Here is an 18,719-nt window from a genome sequence, read left to right as displayed (position 1 = left end):
GTCAGAACAGGGCCGGAATCTTGATCACCAGCTGGTACACCCCGTAGAGGAACGGGATCAGCACCCACAGCCAGGCCAGCACCATCAGCACCGACCGGGACCCCGTTGCCTGGCTCATCGCGCCGCCTCCTCACGCACCCGGTCGTCGGTGCGGACGTAGTGCTTCGGGTCGACCGGGCGGATCAGCTCGTTCGAGATGAACCCGACGACCAGCAGACCGATCATGATCATGAAGGACACGCTGTACTTGCCGGGCCCGGGGACGTCGCCCTGGGCGTCGACGATCGCGTTGACCACCAGGGGCCCGAGCACCCCGGCCGCCGACCACGCCGTCAGGAGCCGGCCGTGGATCGCGCCGACCTGGTAGGTGCCGAAGAGGTCCTTCAGGTAGGCGGGGACCGTCGCGAACCCGGCGCCGTAGAAGGACAGGATGAGCAGCGAGGCGATCAGGAAGACGACCTTGTTGCCCTCGCCGATCGTCAGGATCACCAGGTAGAGCAGGGCGCCCACGCCGAGGTACATCCGGTAGATGTTCTTGCGGCCGATGACGTCCGAGGCCGAGGACCACACGAACCGGCCGAGCATGTTGGCCAGCGAGAGGATCGAGACGAACGCACCGGCAGCCGCGGCGATGACCGTCGCCGGCGCCGTGTCGGCGAAGAAGTCCTGGTAGATCGGGTTCGCCCGCTCCAGCAGCCCGATCCCGGCCGTGACGTTGAAGCACAGCACGATCCAGAGGAACCAGAACTGCGGGAGCTTGATCGCCGTCGCCGCGGACACCGCGACCTCGTCGCTCGCCGCCTGCTTCGACTGCTGGGGCGGGTTCGGCGGGGTCCAGTCGTCGGCGGGGACGCGCACGAGCAGCCAGCCCACCGACATGAAGATCGCGTAGCCGATCCCCATGACGAGGAAGGTCGCGCCCAGCCCACCCGGCGTCGTCCCGAACGCCGCCAGCAGGTTCGTCTCGATCGGCGCGGCGATCAGGGCACCGCCGCCGAAGCCCATGATCGCGATACCCGTGGCCATGCCGGGCCGGTCCGCGAACCACTTCATCAGCGTGGAGACCGGCGAGATGTAGCCGATGCCGAGGCCGATGCCGCCGAAGAAGCCGTAGCCGACCACGACGAGCCAGTACTGCGACAGGAAGAGCCCGACCGCCGAGATCAGGAAGCCGGCCGAGAAGAAGCACATCGACACGAACATCGCCCAGCGCGGGCCACGCCGTTCGACGGTGGTGCCGCCGAACGCCGCCGACAGGCCGAGCATGACGATCGCGAGCTGGAAGGGCAGCGCCGTGGCCGTGCCGGAGAGGTCGAGACCCTCGCCCAGCCCGGTCTTGAGGTTGCTCCACGCGTAGGCCTGACCGATCGAGAGGTGCACGGCGAGGGCCGCGGGCGGGACGAGCCAGCGGCTCCATCCCGGCGGTGCGACGATGGCCGAGCGGTCCAGGAATCCCAACGCGACCTCCACTGTGCGCAACCGAGTGTGATCGGTGTGTGACCGCTGCACTATCGCACCAGCGCGGACAATCAGCCATTCGGGACGAAGGAGGTGGTTCCGGTGGGCAGGGTGACCGTCCGTCGACCCGTGGTGCGGGTCCGGGAACGTGGGGTGTCCCGCCGTCCCGACGCGCTCGCCGCCGAGGAGCCGCTCGAGATCCGCATCGAGGGGAAGCCGCTCGCGGTGACGATGCGGACGCCGGGGCACGACGTCGAGCTCGCCCACGGCTTCCTGCTGACCGAGGGTGTGATCACCTCGGCCGACGACATCGCCACGGCGCGCTACTGCGACTCGGTCGACGACACCGGCCGCAACACCTACAACGTGCTCGACCTCGCGCTCGCCCCCGGCGTCGCCCCGCCCGACGACTCCGTCGAGCGCCGCTTCTACACGACCTCGAGCTGCGGGGTGTGCGGCAAGGCGTCGCTGGACGCCGTGCGGACCCGGACCGCCTTCTCCCCTGCCGACGATCCCGTGGCGATCGACGCGGACGTGCTCTTCGGGCTCCCCGACGCCCTGCGGGCCGCGCAGAAGGTCTTCGACTCCACGGGGGGCCTGCACGGGGCGGGCCTGTTCCGCGCCGACGGGTCGCTGCTCGCGGTCCGGGAGGACGTGGGTCGGCACAACGCGGTGGACAAGGTCGTCGGGCACGCCCTGCTCTCCGGGGCCGTCCCCGCCGCCGGTAGCGTGCTGATGGTCTCGGGGCGCGCGTCGTTCGAGCTGACCCAGAAGGCCGTCATGGCCGGCATCCCGGCCCTGGCCGCCGTCTCGGCGCCGTCGTCGCTGGCCGCCGAGATGGCCGAGGACGCGGGCATGACCCTGGTCGGCTTCCTGCGTGGCCGCTCGATGAACATCTACGCCGGGGCGTCCCGGATCACGGGGATCGACGTGGATCCCCGGTAACGTCCCACGACGCCACGATCGATACCGCGCAGGAGCGGGATCGAAACATGAACGGGGGCGGTACGTGTCGGGGCAGGGACGCCGGGTGAGCCGTCGACGGCTCCTGCTCGGCGGCGGAGCGGTGGTCGGCGCCGGTGCGCTGGCCGCCGGGGCGACGAGCCTCGCGGCGATGGTCGAGACGCCCGCGCCCATCCCGCAGCGTGTCCCCGCCGTCCCCCGGCCCCCGCGCACGCCCGACGCGGCCACGACCGTCGAGTGGGTCACCTCACGGGCGCGGAACCGCTCGGTGCGCCTCGTCATCTCCTCCCCCGCCGGCGTCGACCGGCGGCAGCTGCCCGTCGCGGTCGGCCTGCACGGGCTCGGCGGCAACGCGCTCTGGTGGGGCGACCCCGGCATGCGCCGCGCCCTGGGGATCGCCTGGGCGTCCGGGGTGCCGCCGTTCGCGATCGCCGCCCTCGACGGCGGGGACAACTACTGGCACCCGTACCGCGTCGGCGACGACCCGATGCGGATGCTGCTGGAGGAACTGCCGCCCTGGCTGGGGCAGCGCGGGATGTCCGGCGTGCCCGCCCTCGCCACCGGGGTGTCCATGGGCGGGGCCGGCTCCCTCATGTACGCCCGGGCCCGGGCCGGGCTGCGATCGCCGGTGAAGGCGGTCGCCGCGATGTCGCCGGGGCTGTTCACGGACTGGTCCGTCGCCGCGAAGCGCCCGTTCGCCGGCGTCGCCGACTGGGAGGCGAACGACCCGCTGCGCTTCTACCCCGAGCTCGCCGGCACCCCGACCGGCATGTGGTGCGGCGACCGGGACTCGTTCGCCGACGCCGTCCGGCGCTACATCGCGCTGGCCCGTCCGCAGTACTCGCGGATCAGCCCCGGGGCGCACACCGGCTCGTACTACGCGACGATCCTGCCGCAGGTGATCGCGTTCCTCGGCCAGCACGTGGCGCCCTCGGCCCTGTCGTTCGGGCCGGTCTCGTCGAACACGGCCTACCCGCACCTGTAGGGCGGTCCGGCCCCGCCGCCGTCCGCGCCGCCGTCCGCGCCGCGAGAGTGACACCACGCAGGCTCGACGGCCCGCCGGCCTGTCCCACGTCACCCTCGCGGCGGTGCCCGAGCCCCGGGAACGACGAACGGGCCGCCCGCCACCGGCGACGGTGGCGGACGGCCCGTCCGGGGCGTCGAGGATCAGGCCGACTTGTCGCGGCGCTCGCGGCGGGCCGGCTGACGGGGGACGATCGTCGGGTTGACGTTCTCCTTCACCGTCTGCTCGGTGACGACCACCTTCGCCACGTCGTCGCGGCTCGGGATGTCGTACATGACCGGGTTGAGGACCTCTTCCATGATCGCGCGCAGACCACGCGCGCCGGTGCCGCGCAGGATCGCCTGGTCGGCGATCGCCTCGAGGGCCTCGGGGGTGAACTCGAGCTCGACCCCGTCCATCTCGAACAGCTTCTGGTACTGCTTCACCAGCGCGTTGCGCGGCTCGGTGAGGATCTGCACCAGGCTGGGCTTGTCGAGGTTCGACACCGACGCCATCACCGGCACGCGGCCGATGAACTCCGGGATCAGCCCGAACTTGATCAGGTCCTCGGGCATCGTGTCGGCGAACGACTCGGCGGACTCCATCTCGGCCTTCGACCGGATGTCCGCGCCGAAGCCGAGGCCACCGCGGCCCACGCGCTCGGCGATGATCTTCTCCAGGCCCGCGAAGGCACCCGCCACGATGAACAGCACGTTCGTCGTGTCGATCTGGATGAACTCCTGGTGCGGGTGCTTGCGCCCGCCCTGCGGGGGCACGCTCGCCGTGGTGCCCTCGAGGATCTTCAGGAGCGCCTGCTGCACGCCCTCGCCGGAGACGTCGCGCGTGATGGACGGGTTCTCCGACTTCCGCGCGATCTTGTCGACCTCGTCGATGTAGATGATGCCGGTCTCGGCGCGCTTGACGTCGTAGTCGGCGGCCTGGATCAGCTTCAGCAGGATGTTCTCGACGTCCTCGCCGACGTACCCGGCCTCGGTGAGCGCCGTGGCGTCGGCGATCGCGAACGGCACGTTCAGCAGCTTCGCGAGCGTCTGCGCGAGGTAGGTCTTGCCGCAGCCGGTGGGGCCGAGCATGAGGATGTTCGACTTCGCCAGCTCGACGGTGTCGTCGTTGCGGGAGTTCTCGCGGTTCTTCTCCCCCGCCTGCACCCGCTTGTAGTGGTTGTAGACGGCGACCGAGAGGGTCTTCTTCGTGTCGTCCTGACCGATGACGTACTGGTCGAGGAACTCGTGGATCTCGGTGGGCTTCGGGAGCTCGTCGAGCTTGACCTCACCGGCCTCGGCGAGCTCCTCCTCGATGATCTCGTTGCAGAGATCGATGCACTCGTCGCAGATGTACACGCCGGGACCGGCGATGAGCTTCTTGACCTGCTTCTGGCTCTTCCCGCAGAACGAGCACTTCAGCAGGTCCCCGCCGTCACCGATGCGTGCCATCGCAGCAGACCCCGTGTCCCATCCGGCGCACCCGGACGGTGCGCGCTGTCGTGATTGACCGTACCCGTCCACTCCGCCACGGCGGGAGGCTTCGGGGTGCGGCGATCCTGCTGGTCGAGTGCCCGCGACGGGCGGCGACGCGCCGTCCCGGCCGGGCGACGCGGTGGGTGGTCCTCGCGGACCACCCACCGCGGAGCGCTACCGGTTCGCCGAGAGCTTCCGGCTCGCGACGACGTCGTCGATGATCCCGTACTCCTTGGCCTCGTCGGCCGTCAGGATCTTGTCGCGCTCGATGTCCGCACGAACCTGCTCCGCGGTGCGGTTGGTGTGGTTCGCGAGGGTGGTCTCGAGCAGCCGGCGCATGCGGGTGATCTCGTTGGCCTGGATCTCCAGGTCGGAGGCCTGCCCGTAGAAGCCCTCGGTGGCCGGCTGGTGGATCATCACGCGTGCGTTCGGCACGGCCAGGCGCTTGCCCGGGGCACCGGCGGCGAGCACGACCGCGGCGGCCGACGCGGCCTGCCCGAGGCAGACCGTGGCGATGTCGGGCCGGACGTACTGCATGGTGTCGTAGATCGCCATGAGCGCGGTGAACGAGCCGCCCGGCGAGTTGATGTACATGGTGATGTCGCGGTCCGGGTCGTTGGACTCCAGGAACAGCAACTGCGCCATGACGTCGTTCGCGGACGCGTCGTCGATCTGCACCCCGAGGAAGATGATGCGTTCCTCGAAGAGCTTGTTGTAGGGGTTGGACTCCTTGACGCCGTAGCTCGTCCGCTCGACGAACGACGGCAGGATGTACCGGGCCTCCGGCGACGCCGAGGCACGCCCACCCGGAACGTGAAGCTCACTCATCGTGCGTCTCCTCAGGCGCTGGTGCCGTTGCCGTTGCCGTTCGAGCTCGCGTCGCTCGCCCGGGTGACCACGTGGTCGATGAAGCCGTACTCCTTGGCCTCGTACGGGTCGAACCAGCGGTCGCGGTCGGAGTCGGCGGTGATCTGCTCGAAGCTCTGGCCGGTGTGCTCCGCGATCAGCTCGGCGAGCTGGCGCTTGAGCTTGCGCAGCGACTCCGCGCGGATCGTGATGTCGGTTTCCGTGCCGCCGAGGCCACCCGAGGGCTGGTGCATCATGATCTGCGCGTGCGGGAGCGCGAAGCGCTTGCCCGGGGCGCCGGCCGAGAGCAGGAACTGCCCCATGGAGGCCGCGAGGCCCATCGCCACGGTGGACACGTCGGGCTCGATCCACTGCATGGTGTCGTAGATCGCCATGCCCGCGGAGACCGAGCCGCCCGGCGAGTTGATGTACAGGCGGATGTCGGACTTGGGGTCCTCCGCGGACAGCAGGAGGAGCTGTGCGGAGATCTGGTTCGCGATCGCGTCGTTGACCTCCTGGCCGAGAACGACGATCCGCTCCCGGAGAAGGCGCTCGTAGACCGAGTCGTTGAGCGTCATCGACCCGCCGGCGGAACGCATGACCGCCCCGGACGGGTCGGAGAGGTGCTGGCTCACCTGTCCCTGCTTTCCTTGGGTTTGGGGTACTTGACGCAGCGCTGCCACCGACACTAACGATCGAGCGGGCCCCGATCGTCCGTCACGGGCCCGTGTTCGCTGTGGGCACACGGACCCGTGACGGTCGCGGTGTCAGCTCTTCGCGGCGGTGCTCTCGACGACCGCGTCCTCGTCCTGGTCGGACCCCGACGCCGCGGTGGCGGTCTCGTCGGCCACCTCGGCGGCGTCGGCCGCCTCCTCGCCCTCCTCGGGCGTGGCGGTGCCGAACAGCTCGGAGAGGTCGACGGGCTCGCCGTCCGGGCCGAGCACGGTGGCGGCCTGGACCACGGAGGCCAGCGCCTTGCCGCGGCGCACGTCGGCGAAGATCGCGCCGAGCTGGTTGGCCTGCTGCGCCTGCTGGATGTACTGCTCGGGGCTGATGCCGAAGCGCTGGGCCTGCATGAAGATGCGCTCCATCAGCTCCTGCTGGTCGACCTGGATCTCGCCCTTCTCGGCGACCTCGTCGAGCAGCAGCTGGGTCTTCACGGCCTGCTCGGCCGCGGTGCGCAGCTCCGCGTCGAACTCCTCGCGGGTCTGGCCCTGGGACTCGACGTACTCGGTGAGCCTGGCCTCGTCGTGGTCGAACTCGTGGACCGCCTCGTGCGCGCGGACCTCGACCTCGGAGGTGACGACGCCCTCGGGCGCCGGGATGTCGGCCGCCTCGAGCAGTGCCTCGAGCACCTTGTCCCGTGCCTGCCCGGCCTGCTCCATCTTCTTGACGCGGCCGTGGCGCTCGCGCAGGTCGGCCTTCAGCTCGTCCAGCGTGTCGAACTCGCTGGCGAGCTGGGCGAACTCGTCGTCGGCCTCCGGGAGCTGGCGCTCCTTGACCTGGGACACCGTGACGGTGACCTCGGCCTCCTGACCGGCGTGCTCGCCGGCGACGAGCTTCGTCGTGAAGGTCTTCGTGTCCCCGGCGGACATGCCCTCGAGCGCGTCGTCGAGGCCCTCGATGAGCTGGCCGGAGCCGACCTGGTGGCTCATCCCGGTGGTCTGCGCCTCCTCGACGGCCTCACCGTCCACGGTGGCCGCGAGGTCGATCACCACGAAGTCGTCCTTCGCGGCGGGGCGCTGCACCCCGGTGAGCGTGCCGAAGCGGGCCTGCAGCCCCTTCAGCTGGTCGTCCACGTCCTCGTCGGTGACCTCGGCCGCGTCGACCGACACCGAGATCGAGGAGAAGTCCGGCAGGGTGATCTCCGGACGGACGTCGACCTCGGCGGTGAAGGCGATCTTGTCGCCGTCGTCGATCGAGGTGACCTCGATCTCCGGCTGCCCGAGCGGGTTGAGCTCGGCCTCGCCGACGGCCTCGCCGTACTTCTGCGGGACGGCCGTGTTGACGACCTCCTCGAGCACGACGCCGCGCCCGAGGCGCTGGTCGAGGATGCGGGCGGGAGCCTTGCCCGGGCGGAAGCCGGGCACGCGGACCTGCTGGGCGATCTTCTTGTACGCCTGGTCGAAGGTCGGCTTGAGCTCGTCGAACGGCACCTCGACGGCGAGACGGACGCGCGTCGGCGACAGGTGCTCGACGGTGGACTTCACAGCTCGTTCTCCTCCGGGCGGGACTTCTGCAGATCGCGACCCGGGGGCGTACGACGGTGACCCGTACGGGCCTCGACGTCGACACCCGCCCGGGCGTTGGCCGCGAGTCTAGACGTGCCCACCGACATCGCGGGGTGGCGGCCCTGACCAGCACCGACGTCACCGTGCGCGCACGCGATCACGGATAGGGTGGCGCGGTGACCGCGTTCGCCCTGGGGCTGGCCGCGCTCGGCCGACCGACCTACGTCAACGTCGGCCGCGACGGGGTGCACCGCGACGTCGAGGCGTTGCGCGCCCTCGCCCACGCCACCCTGGACGCCGCCTGGGACGCGGGGGTGCGCCGCATCGACGCCGCGCGGTCCTACGGGCGGGCGGAGGAGTTCCTCGCGGGCTGGCTCGCCGCCGATCCCGCGCGTCGTCGGGACGCCGTGATCTCCAGCAAGTGGGGCTACCGCTACACCGCCGACTGGGACCCCGACGCCGAGGTGCACGAGGTGAAGGAGCACTCGCTCGCCCACTTCCGCACCCAGTGGGCCGAGACCCGCGCGGTGCTCGGCGTGCCCGACCTCTACCAGGTGCACTCGCTGACCACCGACTCCCCGCTGTTCGACGACGGCCCGCTGCAGCGGGCCCTCGCCGACCTGCGGGACGAGGGGGTGCGGCTGGGCTTCTCGACGTCGGGCCCGGGCCAGCCCGTGGCGGTCCGGCGCGGCCTGGACCTCGAGATGGGCGGCGCACCCCTGTTCACCGCCGTGCAGTCGACGTGGAACCTGCTCGAGACCTCGGTCGGCCCGGCGCTGGCCGAGGCGCACGACGCGGGAGCGCTCGTCCTCGTCAAGGAGGGCGTCGCGAACGGCCGGCTGGTGGTGGATCCGCCGGCCCCGCTCGCACGGGCCGCCGCCGCGCACGGCGTGGGCCCGGACGCCGTGGCGCTCGCCGCGATCGCCGCGCAGCCGTGGGCCGACGTCGTGCTCTGCGGCGCGGCCGACCCGGACCAGCTGCGGTCCAACCTCGCGCCCGTGTCGCTCACCGCCGACGACCTGGCCGCCCTGGACGCCCTCGCGACACCCGCCGACGAGTACTGGACCGCCCGGCGCGCGATGGCCTGGGTCTGAGGAGAACGCCGGGCGTCGATGTCGGACGAGTCGGGCACACTCCCGGGCACCGCAGTGATCACCGGGGAGGGACCGACGTTGCCCGGCATCGGCTCGTACGACTTCAGGAACGCCTACCGCCACGGGTTCGCCCGGGTGGCGGCCGCGACGCTGCGCACGTCGCTGGCCGATCCCCCGGCGAACGCGTCGGCGGTGGTGGAGATGGCCCGGACCTGTCACGACGACGGCGCGGCGCTCGTCGTGTTCCCGGAGCTCACGCTCTGCGGCTACTCGATCGAGGACCTGCTGTTGCAGGACACCCTGCTCGACGCCGTGGAGGCGGCGCTCGGCGCCGTGCTCGCCGAGACCGCCTCCCTGACACCGGTGCTCGTCGTCGGCGCCCCGCTGCGCCACCGGCACCGGATGTACAACTGCGCGGTGGTGATCCACCGGGGCCGTGTCCTCGGGGTGGCGCCGAAGTCCTACCTGCCCACCTACCGCGAGTTCTACGAACGGCGGCAGGCCGCCGCGGGCGACGACCAGCGCGGCACGATCCGGCTCCTCGGCGCCGACGTGCCCTTCGGCCCGGATCTGCTCTTCGCGGCCGCCGACGTACCGGGCTTCGTGCTGCACGCCGAGATCTGCGAGGACATGTTCGTCCCGGTCCCGCCCAGCGCGGAGGCCGCGCTCGCCGGCGCCACCGTCCTCGCCAACCTCAGCGGGAGCCCCATCACCGTGGGCCGCGCGGACGACCGGCAGCTGCTCGCCCGCTCCGCCTCGGCCCGCTGCGCCGCGGCCTACGTCTACGCGGCCGCCGGTGAGGGCGAGTCGACCACCGACCTCGCGTGGGACGGCCAGACCTCGATCCACGAGTTCGGCCGCCTGCTCGCCGAGACGCCGCGCTTCCCGCAGGGCCAGCAGCACGCGGTGGCCGACGTCGACCTCGACCTGCTGGTGGCCGAGCGGCTGCGCACCGGCACGTTCGACGACAACCGCCGCGCGCACGCGGACCGTCTCGCCGACTGGCGCACCGTCGAGTTCACGCTCGACCCCGCCGACGGCGACCTCGGGCTGCGCCGCGGGATCGAGCGGTTCCCGTTCGTGCCGGCCGACCCGTCCCGGCTGGAGCAGGACTGCTACGAGGCCTACTCGATCCAGGTCTCCGGACTCGAGCAGCGGCTCCGGGCCATCGGTGGGCCGAAGATCGTGATCGGGGTGTCCGGCGGGCTCGACTCGACCCACGCGCTGATCGTCGCCGCGCGCGCCCTGGACCGCGCGGGCCGCCCGCGCAGCGACATCCTCGCCTTCACGCTGCCCGGCTTCGCCACGGGCGAGCGCACGAAGGGCAACGCGCAGCGGCTGTGCGAGGCCCTGGGCGTGACGTTCACCGAGATCGACATCACCGAGACCGCGCGGCTGATGCTGCGCAACCTCGACCACCCGTTCTCGCAGGGCGAGCCGGTCTACGACGTGACGTTCGAGAACGTGCAGGCCGGGCTGCGCACCGACTACCTGTTCCGCGCGGCCAACCAGCGCGGCGGCATCGTGCTCGGCACCGGCGACCTCTCCGAGATCGCACTCGGGTGGTCGACGTACGGCGTGGGCGACCAGATGTCGCACTACAACGTCAACGGCGGCGTGCCCAAGACGCTGATGCAGCACCTGATCCGCTGGGTCATCTCCTCCGGGCAGTTCGACGACGAGGTGGGCGAGGTGCTGCAGTCGGTGCTCGACACCGAGATCACCCCGGAGCTCGTGCCGGCCACCGAGGACGCCCCGGTGCAGTCGAGCGAGCAGAAGATCGGCCCCTACAACCTGCAGGACTTCACGCTCTTCCAGATCCTGCGGCACGGGTCGCGCCCCTCGAAGGTCGCCTTCCTCGCCTGGCACGCCTGGCACGACGCCGAGGCCGGCGAGTGGCCCACGGGGTTCCCCGACGACGACCGCGTCGCCTACGACCTCCCGGAGATCCGGCGGTGGCTGGAGGTCTTCGCGCAGCGCTTCTTCCAGTTCGCCCAGTTCAAGCGCTCCGCGGTGCCGAACGGCCCGAAGGTCTCCGCGGGCGGTGCGCTCTCCCCGCGCGGCGACTGGCGGGCGCCCTCGGACTCGTCGGCCCGGATCTGGCTGGACGAGATCGCGCGGGAGGTCCCCGAGCGCTGGCCCGGCTGAACCCGACTTTCGTCGGTGCCGCCGCCGACCGTCGGGGGCGGCGCCGAGGGGGCCGACCGGCCAGGCTCGACACCATGACCGCGATGCCGCGCCAGGCCGAGGACGAGCGCCCGTCCACGATCACCACACCGGGCGCGCGCATCGAGTCGCTCGACGTGCTCCGCGGGGTCGCTCTCTGCGGGATCCCGGTGATCAACATCTACCAGCAGCTGGTGTGGCTGCGCGGTGAACCGGCGGCCCGCACCATCCTCCCGACGGCGATCGACCTGATCTTCTACGAGCGGTTCCTGCCGATCTTCGCGCTGCTGTTCGGCATCGGGTTCGGCCTGTTCCTCGAGCGCGCCGCGACCCGGACCGACCGGCCCCGGGTGGTGCTCGCCCGACGACTCGTCGTGCTGCTCGTGATCGGGGGCGTCCACCAGTTCTTCCACATCGGTGAGGCGCTGTTCCCGTACGCCCTCGTCGGGCTCGTCCTGTTGATCCCGATGTCGTTCCTGCCGCCGCGGGCCTGCCTCGCCGTCGGCATCGTGCTGGTCGTGCTCCTCCCCCAGGTCCAGACCAGTGTCGGCCTGATCGCAGGCCTGTTGCCGCTCGGCTTCGGGCTGGCCCGGGTCGGCGTACCCGAGGGGCTGGCCCGCCACCCCGGACGGATCGCCGTGACCTTCGTGGTGAGCGCACTCGTGGTCGGCGCCTGGACCACGGCGCGGCTCGCCGGCGTGCAGCTGCCGGTGGTCAGCGTGGTGGGCAGCCCGCTCGGTGGCGACCTGATCCACGCGGCGGCGGCCGTGGCCGGAGCGTTCGCCTACTCCTGTCTGGTGCTGCTCCTGCTCCGCACCCCGGTCGGTCCCGCACTCGACGCCGTGTTCGCGCCGATGGGTCGCATGGCGCTGACGAACTACCTCTCCGCCACGGTCCTGTTCCTCGTGCTCGGACCGCTGCTGGGCATCGACTCCCTCGCCGATGCCCCGGCGATCGCCGGGCTGACGGTCGGGATCCTCGTCGTGCAGGTCGTCTGGAGCCGTCTCTGGCTGCGACGATTCGCCTACGGCCCGGTGGAATGGGGGTGGCGGTGCCTGACCTGGGGGCGGCGCGCGCCGCTGCGACGCGGGGCGTGAGACCGGCCGACGTGGCGGTCGCCCTGGCCTTCGCGGTCTGGGGCGTCGCCCTCGTCCTGCTGTTCCCGCCCGCCCCGCACCCGCTCGTCCCGCTGCCGAGAGCCGGCGACCTCCTGATCACCGCGCTCCTCACGGTCGTGCTGCTCCTGCGTCGGGGCCGCCCGGTGCTCGTGGCGGTCCTGACGGCGGGGCTCACCCTCCTGCTGCCGGGGAACTGGTTCGTCTACGGCGCGATCTACGCCGCGGGCGCGCACCTGCACCGCCGCGCGCATCTGTGGTGGGTGGTGCCGATGCTGTTCGGCGCCTCGTTCGTCGGCGGCCAGGGCTGGATCGCGTTCCGGTTCAACGACAACGCGTTCCTGCTGTTCGCCTCGGTCCTCGTGGCGCTGGCCGGGCTGTACGTCGGCACGCGCCGGGAGCTGATCGCGGCCGCGCACGAGCGCGCCGACCGCGCCGAGGAGACCGCCCGGGCCGAGGAACGGACGCGGCTCGCCGCCGAGATGCACGACGTCGTCACCCACCGGGTCAATCTCATGGTGCTGCAGGCGGGCGCCCTCCAGGCCACCACCACCGACCCGGCCGTCGGGCAGGCCGCCGACGAGCTGCGCCGCTCCGGTCGGGCCGCCCTGGCCGAGCTGCGCGACCTCGTCGGGGTCCTGCGCTCCGGCGCGACGACGACGACCGGCTCCCCCACCGCCCCCGCGCAGGTCGACCACGGGGCGGTGCGCACGCTCGTCGAGGAGTCCCGCGCCGTGGGTCTGGACGTCACCTGCACCGAGCACGGTGACCCGTCCGCGCTGACCCCGATGGTGCAGCGCACGATGGTCCGCGTCGTGCAGGAGGCGCTCAGCAACGCGCGCAAGCACGCCCGGGGCGCGCAGGTGACGGTCGAGATCTCCTACGGCGACGGGGCGCGGGTGGCGGTCGTCGACGCGGGCGGCGAGCCCGACCCCGAGCTCGCGACGACGGGTGGCGGCGCCGGGCTGGACGGGTTGCGACGGCGGGTCGCGATGGTCGGCGGCACGCTGGCGGCCGGTCCCGAGGCGTCCGGGTTCGCCGTGCGCGCCCGGCTCCCGGCCTACGTCCCGACCGGATCGTGAGACGCTGCCGGGCGTGCCGGTCCGGGTCCTCGTCGTCGACGACGAGCCGATGGTGTGCGCCCACCTGCGCACCATCCTCGACGCGTCGGACGAGCTCGAGGTCGTCGGTACCGCAGGGGACGGCGCGGAGGCCGTGGAGGAGGCGGTCCGGCACCGTCCCGACGTCGTGCTGCTCGACCTGCGCATGCCCGGGGTCGACGGGTTCGCGGCGCTGCCGGAGCTGGTCGGGGCCGGCGCGCGGGTCGTCGTGCTGACGACCTTCGACGCCGACGACGCCGTCCTGCGCGCACTCGGCGCCGGGGCCTCCGGCTTCCTGCTCAAGTCGACCGGGCCGACCGACCTGGTGCGGTTGGTGCAGGTCGCCGCCGAGGGGCACAACGTGCTCTCGCCCGAGGCGACCGCGCGGCTCGTCCACGCCTCCGCCGCCCCGTCGCAGGCCCGCTCCCGCGCAGCGGAACGGCTGACGGTGCTCTCCGAGCGGGAGACCGAGGTCGTCGCGGCGGTCGGGGCCGGGCTGTCGAACGCCGAGATCGGCGGCCGGCTCTTCCTGTCCGAGGCGACGGTGAAGGGCTACGTGTCGGCGGTGATGCGCAAGCTCGACTGCGACAACCGCACCCAGGTGGGCCTGCTCGCCTACGCCGCGGGCCTCACCGAGTAGGTCACGGGACACGGACCCCGACCCGACGGGAGCCGGACCGGGGTCCGCCGCCGGACTACTGGCGCTGGGCGAGCCCCTTGAGGCACCACGCACCCTGCGCCTGGCCGAGCACGATCTCCGAGGGCAGGGTCTGGCTCTGGCCCTGGTAGGTGAGCTGGAGGTCGACCGGCGTGCGCGCCTCGGTGTCGATCACCGTCGTCGTCGGGCCGGAGGGCCTGACGGAGCCGATGAGCTGCAGCACCTGCGGGGACAGCTGCGCGACCGCGTTGCCGTCCGGGCCCTTGCAGGAGATCTGCTCGAGGGCAGGGGCGTCCTTCGCCGCGAGGGCGGTGACGACCTGGTTCGCGGTGTCCTCCGGGTTCCCCGGCCCGCCGAGGTAGCCCGGGTAGACGAACGCGCCCAGCAGCAGCGCGACGATCGCGCCCAGGACGAGACCACCCGCCGTCCCGAAGGCGAGGCCCTTGCGGAGCTCCCGCTTGTACGCCTTGTCCTCGGCGTCGGCCCAGTCGTCGTCGGGGTCCGAGTCCTCCTTCGCGTCCTTCGCCGGGGCGCTGTGGCGGCCCTCGTCGGTCGCGTCCTCGCCGGGCAGCGTCGCGGCGGCGACGGTGTCGCCCGGCTGCGGCTCCCCGGACTCCCCGCCCTCGTCGGTCGTCCCGACGGCGGGCGTGGTCGCCTCGTCGGCGTCGGTGCGGTCGGCGGGCGTGGTCCCCGACGTCGTCGAGGTGGTCGTCGAGGTGCGCTCGACCTCCGCGTCCGGCTCGCCGACGCTCGTGCGTCCCTCGGTCATCGCGGGTCCTGCTCCCCTGCTCGACGGTTGGCGGCACGGGCGCGTGCCGTGACCCGACGATGCCTCATCGACTCGTTCGCGTTCCCGGCGGGGGCAGGTGCGCTGCGCGCCCGTGAGTAGTAATCCGTGTCTGGACACGGAGAAGTACTCACGGGGCGGAGCCACCTTGAAGACGACGTTGCAGCGGTACCTGACCCGGGCGCGCGACGCCGTCGTCTGGAAGCTGGAGGGGCTGGGCGAGTACGACGTGCGGCGGCCGCTCACCCCCACGGGCACCAACCTGCTGGGGCTGGTCAAGCACCTCGCGATCGTGGAGTCGGGGTATCTCGGCGAGGTGTTCGGCCGGCCCTTCGCCGACACCGTCGGCTGGTTCGAGGCGCACCCGGAGCCGGAGGCGGACCTGTGGGCGCCGGCCGAGGAGTCCCGCGCGGATCTCCTGGACCTCTACGCCCGCGCGGCGGCGCACTCCGACGCGACGATCGCGGCGTTGGACCTCGACGCCGAGGGCCGGGTGCCGCACTGGCCCGAGGAGCGTGCCACCGTCACGCTCCACCAGGTCCTCGTGCACGTGATCGCCGAGACGAACCGCCACGGCGGGCACGCCGACATCGTCCGCGAGCTCGTCGACGGCGCGGCCGGGCTGCGGCGCGACAACGACAACCTCGGGGGCCTCGCCGCGGCGCAGCGCCAGGGCCACGTGGCCCGGCTCGAGCGCAGCGCGCGGCGGGCCGCCGCCCTCACCGACTGAGGCGCTCCTCGAGTTCGGCGGCGTCGGCGACGAACCACAGGTCGCGACCCCGGTTCGCCTCACGCCTCCAGTCCGCGACGGGACCGGCCGTCGTCGTCGGCTCCCCGAGGACGACGAGCCGGACCCCGTACTGGACGAACTTCTGCGTGATCGCCCCGGCGAGGCCCGTGCGGAGCACGAAGAAGTCGGGCGCGAGCCGTCCGACCGGGACGACGACGACGCGCGCGCCCGCCCCGAACGCGTCGCCGAGGACGTCGAGCGCCGCGCGCTCGCCGTCGAGCAGCGGCCCGTCGTCGGGAAGGGTCAGCACCGTGTCCATGGCGACCGATCCCACCGCCGACGGCCGCACCCGACAACCGATTTCCTCCTGCCCGTGATCAGCGAGCACCCTCGGCGACCGGCAGCGGGACGTGGCCGCCGAGGGTGCTCGTTCGTCCCGGTCGCCCGGCCGGGCCTCAGCCCGAGGTGGCCTCCAGCTCGTCGGCGTCGACGAAGGCGGGCATCGTCGGGACGCTCCGGTCGACGACCACCGGGTTCGGCGCGCGGTTGATGAGCAGCCGCATGACGTCGGGCCGGGAGTAGTGGCCGACCGGGTCGGCGGCGGACTTGGCGATCGCGATGAGCGAGAAGTCGAGGTCGGCGACGACCATGCCCTCCTCGGTCTCGGCCAGGTTCTGCCCCAGCGGCGAGCCCTCGGGACCGAAGATGCGCGCGAACCCGCCGCCCTGGAGCAGGAGCTGGCGCTTGACCTCGGTGTCACAGAACAGGTCGTGCGCGGCCTGCCCGACCACCGCGCACGGCGCGACGACGAAGGTCTGCCCCTCGACCGCGTAGACCAGGCTGGCGGCGTTGTTGACCTCCGGGCCGAGCGCCTGCGCCGCGCCGCGGTAGACCGAGAAGCTCGGCCACGCGCCGACGTGGATCTGCTCGTTCATGCTGTACATCGCGTACTTGGTGAGCGGCTGGAAGTGCTCCCAGCAGTTCAGGGCGCCGACCCGGCCGAGGGCGGTGTCGTGGACCTGGATGTCGCTGCCGTCGCCCTCGCCGAACACGGAGCGCTCGACGTGGGTCGGCTTGAGCTTGCGTCGCACGCTCACGACCTGCCCGGCGTCGGAGATCAGCGCCTGCGCCATGTAGAGGCTGCCGCCCGCCCGCTCGGAGAACCCGAACACGACGTGGGTCCCGTGCTGCTTCGCGGCGGCCGCGATGCGCGCCATGTGCTCGCCGTCGCGGGTCATCGAGTTCTCCGCGTACCGCGGCACGAACTGCATGCCCATCGCGGGCGCGTCGAGCCAGATCCACCAGGGGTAGCCGGGGATGAACGTCTCCGGAAACGTCACCAGCTGGGCGCCCTGCGCCGCGGCGTCCGCGATGTAGCCGGTCATGTGCTCGACACCGGCGTCCAGGTCCAGCCAGCGCGGCTCGGCCTGGACCGCGGCGGCACGCACCACGTGGGTCATGGGTCCTCCTCGTCCTCGGTCCCGGAAGGCTCGCGGGGAAGCCCGTCGACCGGATGACGATCCGTGCCGTCAGGTCTCGCGTTCCGTGCCGTCCCGGTCGCGCCAGGCCGCGGGACTCGTCCCGACGACCGCCCGGAAGGCCCGGTGGAACTGGGCCGGCCCGGCGAACCCGCACCGGTCGGCGACGACGGCGACGGGCATCGGCCCGCCGCGCAGCAGCGTCTTCGCCCGCCGCACCCGCTCGTGCCGGACGAGCTCGGTGAGCGTCGTGCCCTCGGCGGCGAGCACGCGGAACAGGGTCCGCCGGGAGACGTGGCAGGCGGCGGCGACGCGGTCGGCGGTGGCGTCGGGGTCGAGGGCGACCCGGGCGATCACGGCCCGGACCCGCTCCCGCAGCGCCGCCCCGGTGGGCTCGGCGTGCCCGTCGGCGGCGAGCCCCAGCGCGAACTCGAGCAGACCGAGGGCGTGCGGGGCGAGCGCGGCGGCGGGATGCCCGGCGTCCTGCTCACGGGCCAGCCCGACGAAGAAGTCGGTCACCAGCCGCGCCGGCCCGACACCGTCCAGCGCACGGGCCGTGCAGCTCCCGGCCCGCCCGGACGGGACCGCCGACTTCGGCACCTGCACGACGAGCTGGCGGAAGGCCCCGTCGAAGTCGAGCGTGTAGGGCCGGGTGCTGTCGTAGAAGGCCATCGCCCCGGGCGCCAGCGCGGCGACCCGGCCGTCCTGCCCGATCCGGCCGCACCCCTCGATCTGGATGCTGGCCAGCAGGTACTCCTCCTGGCTGCGCCGGATCAGCGCGCGCGTGCGGTCGACGCGCTGGGCGTCGGCGTCGACGGTGGAGAGCTCCACGTCGTCGAGGGCGTGGTGGGTGATCGCGCCGCGGAACGGGCCCCGGTGGCGCGGTCGGGCGGAGAGCTGGACGAAGGCGTCGCAGATCGAGTCGCGCCAGTAGTCGAAGGCCAGGTCGGGGTCCACGGCGGACGTGGACCACACGGCGTCCGGGGTCGGACCCATGGCGGGATCGAACAACGCTTCCCCGCGGGTGTCCAGCGTCACCTCGTGCGGGGCAGCACCCGCGGGGTCCTGGCCGCGTAGTCCGCATAGCCGGGGAGCTCGCGGCGCAGCAGGGCGTCCTCGGCGTCCATCCGGTGCCGGTAGGCGGTGCCGACGGCGGCCAGCGTGAGCGCCGGGGCGAGCGCGTTGCGGGCGCTCGCCGCGGCGCCGAGCCACAGCAGCAGCACGCTCGCGTAGCCGGGGTGGCGCACGTGGCGGTAGGGCCCGGTCCGGACGACGGGCTGGTCGGGGACGACGCGCAGCGTGTGCGCGTAGTGGCCGCGCAGGGTGCGCATGGCCCACACCCGCAGCCCGATGCTCCCCACCTGCAGCACGAGCCCGGCCGGGCCGCACCAGCGCGGGAGGCGGACCCCGTCGGCGAGGAGGGGGCTCGCGGCGATCGCGCCGGCGGAGAAGAAGTACGCCCGCGGCAGTTCGTCGAGGCCGATCTGGTTCTCGGGCGCCCCGGCGTCGTCGGCGATCACCGGCGGGCGGAGCCGCTCGATGGCCCACATCCCGGCGAAGGCGCCGCCCACGCCGAACGCGGCCCAGAGGGTGTCGGAGATCGTGCGGTGCACGA

The 18,719-nt window shown here is 72.6% G+C and carries 19 protein-coding genes; 8 read left to right on the top strand and 11 right to left on the bottom strand.

What is annotated here, in order from left to right:
• Nucleotide 1: 1 nt before the first annotated feature.
• Nucleotides 2-118 (bottom strand): MFS transporter small subunit, encoded by a 117-nt coding sequence (locus ACQPYX_RS08150; protein WP_433802385.1) that lies wholly within the window; start codon nucleotides 116-118, stop codon nucleotides 2-4.
• Nucleotides 115-1,470 carry an OFA family MFS transporter gene (locus ACQPYX_RS08145; RefSeq protein ID WP_433803692.1) on the bottom strand — a complete coding sequence of 452 codons (1,356 nt, stop codon included), beginning with the start codon at nucleotides 1,468-1,470 and terminating at the stop codon, nucleotides 115-117. Before ACQPYX_RS08145 ends, ACQPYX_RS08150 begins: the two co-directional genes overlap by 4 nt.
• Nucleotides 1,471-1,560: 90 nt before the next feature.
• Here ACQPYX_RS08145 and fdhD point away from each other — a divergent pair, with 90 nt between their 5' ends.
• A complete protein-coding gene (gene fdhD / locus ACQPYX_RS08140) occupies nucleotides 1,561-2,403 on the top strand; it encodes a formate dehydrogenase accessory sulfurtransferase FdhD (RefSeq protein ID WP_433802384.1) in 843 nt (280 codons plus the stop codon).
• Between the two features lie 85 nt (nucleotides 2,404-2,488).
• Nucleotides 2,489-3,406, top strand: a complete 918-nt coding sequence (locus tag ACQPYX_RS08135; protein WP_433802383.1) for an alpha/beta hydrolase — start codon at nucleotides 2,489-2,491, stop codon at nucleotides 3,404-3,406.
• A gap of 182 nt (nucleotides 3,407-3,588) precedes the next feature.
• Here the strand turns inward: ACQPYX_RS08135 and clpX are convergent, their stop codons facing one another.
• The 4 genes from clpX to tig form a co-directional block, all read right to left on the bottom strand.
• Nucleotides 3,589-4,875 (bottom strand): ATP-dependent Clp protease ATP-binding subunit ClpX, encoded by a 1,287-nt coding sequence (clpX, locus tag ACQPYX_RS08130; protein ID WP_433802382.1) that lies wholly within the window; start codon nucleotides 4,873-4,875, stop codon nucleotides 3,589-3,591.
• Nucleotides 4,876-5,073: 198 nt separating this feature from the next.
• Nucleotides 5,074-5,727: an ATP-dependent Clp protease proteolytic subunit gene (locus ACQPYX_RS08125; protein ID WP_230750983.1), complete on the bottom strand. Its 654-nt coding sequence runs from the start codon at nucleotides 5,725-5,727 to the stop codon at nucleotides 5,074-5,076.
• An 11-nt stretch (nucleotides 5,728-5,738) separates the two neighbouring features.
• Nucleotides 5,739-6,344 carry an ATP-dependent Clp protease proteolytic subunit gene (locus ACQPYX_RS08120; RefSeq protein ID WP_433803691.1) on the bottom strand — a complete coding sequence of 202 codons (606 nt, stop codon included), beginning with the start codon at nucleotides 6,342-6,344 and terminating at the stop codon, nucleotides 5,739-5,741.
• Between the two features lie 168 nt (nucleotides 6,345-6,512).
• Nucleotides 6,513-7,955, bottom strand: a complete 1,443-nt coding sequence (tig, locus tag ACQPYX_RS08115) for a trigger factor (RefSeq protein WP_433802381.1) — start codon at nucleotides 7,953-7,955, stop codon at nucleotides 6,513-6,515.
• A 197-nt stretch (nucleotides 7,956-8,152) separates the two neighbouring features.
• Here tig and ACQPYX_RS08110 point away from each other — a divergent pair, with 197 nt between their 5' ends.
• The 5 genes from ACQPYX_RS08110 (at nucleotide 8,153) to ACQPYX_RS08090 (ending at nucleotide 14,091) form a co-directional block, all read left to right on the top strand.
• Complete coding sequence (locus ACQPYX_RS08110) at nucleotides 8,153-9,070, top strand: aldo/keto reductase (RefSeq protein WP_433802380.1); 918 nt, start codon at nucleotides 8,153-8,155, stop codon at nucleotides 9,068-9,070.
• Nucleotides 9,071-9,088: 18 nt separating this feature from the next.
• On the top strand, nucleotides 9,089-11,218 hold the full coding sequence (locus ACQPYX_RS08105; RefSeq protein ID WP_433802379.1) for an NAD(+) synthase: 2,130 nt from the start codon (nucleotides 9,089-9,091) through the stop codon (nucleotides 11,216-11,218).
• A 74-nt stretch (nucleotides 11,219-11,292) separates the two neighbouring features.
• On the top strand, nucleotides 11,293-12,333 hold the full coding sequence (locus tag ACQPYX_RS08100; protein ID WP_433802378.1) for a DUF418 domain-containing protein: 1,041 nt from the start codon (nucleotides 11,293-11,295) through the stop codon (nucleotides 12,331-12,333).
• Nucleotides 12,330-13,433 carry a sensor histidine kinase gene (locus ACQPYX_RS08095; protein WP_433802377.1) on the top strand — a complete coding sequence of 368 codons (1,104 nt, stop codon included), beginning with the start codon at nucleotides 12,330-12,332 and terminating at the stop codon, nucleotides 13,431-13,433. The genes ACQPYX_RS08100 and ACQPYX_RS08095 overlap by 4 nt, the downstream gene beginning before the upstream one ends.
• 13 nt (nucleotides 13,434-13,446) lie before the next feature.
• Nucleotides 13,447-14,091 (top strand): response regulator, encoded by a 645-nt coding sequence (locus ACQPYX_RS08090; protein WP_433802376.1) that lies wholly within the window; start codon nucleotides 13,447-13,449, stop codon nucleotides 14,089-14,091.
• Between the two features lie 55 nt (nucleotides 14,092-14,146).
• Here ACQPYX_RS08090 and ACQPYX_RS08085 read toward each other — a convergent pair whose 3' ends face one another.
• A complete protein-coding gene (locus ACQPYX_RS08085; RefSeq protein ID WP_433802375.1) occupies nucleotides 14,147-14,878 on the bottom strand; it encodes a hypothetical protein in 732 nt (243 codons plus the stop codon).
• Between the two features lie 166 nt (nucleotides 14,879-15,044).
• On the opposite strand from ACQPYX_RS08085, the gene ACQPYX_RS08080 reads away from it, so the two are divergent.
• Entirely contained in the window at nucleotides 15,045-15,626 is a 582-nt protein-coding gene (locus ACQPYX_RS08080) for a DinB family protein (protein WP_433802374.1), read from the top strand.
• Here ACQPYX_RS08080 and ACQPYX_RS08075 read toward each other — a convergent pair.
• The 4 genes from ACQPYX_RS08075 to ACQPYX_RS08060 form a co-directional block, all read right to left on the bottom strand.
• The gene (locus ACQPYX_RS08075) at nucleotides 15,616-15,945 is read right to left on the bottom strand and encodes a DUF4180 domain-containing protein (RefSeq protein WP_433802373.1); all 330 of its coding nucleotides are present in this window, start codon (nucleotides 15,943-15,945) and stop codon (nucleotides 15,616-15,618) included. The genes ACQPYX_RS08080 and ACQPYX_RS08075 overlap by 11 nt on opposite strands.
• 136 nt (nucleotides 15,946-16,081) lie before the next feature.
• On the bottom strand, nucleotides 16,082-17,086 hold the full coding sequence (locus tag ACQPYX_RS08070) for a carbon-nitrogen hydrolase family protein (protein WP_433802372.1): 1,005 nt from the start codon (nucleotides 17,084-17,086) through the stop codon (nucleotides 16,082-16,084).
• Between the two features lie 69 nt (nucleotides 17,087-17,155).
• The gene (locus tag ACQPYX_RS08065) at nucleotides 17,156-18,100 is read right to left on the bottom strand and encodes a helix-turn-helix domain-containing protein (RefSeq protein ID WP_433802371.1); all 945 of its coding nucleotides are present in this window, start codon (nucleotides 18,098-18,100) and stop codon (nucleotides 17,156-17,158) included.
• Between the two features lie 38 nt (nucleotides 18,101-18,138).
• Complete coding sequence (locus ACQPYX_RS08060; RefSeq protein ID WP_433802370.1) at nucleotides 18,139-18,717, bottom strand: methyltransferase family protein; 579 nt, start codon at nucleotides 18,715-18,717, stop codon at nucleotides 18,139-18,141.
• Nucleotides 18,718-18,719: the final 2 nt, after the last annotated feature.

This window comes from Actinomycetospora sp. CA-084318, assembly GCF_050955885.1.
Classification (GTDB): Bacteria; Actinomycetota; Actinomycetes; order Mycobacteriales; family Pseudonocardiaceae; genus Actinomycetospora.
Note: the sequence above shows the minus strand (reverse complement) of the source record. Positions and strands in the feature narration are given on the sequence as shown.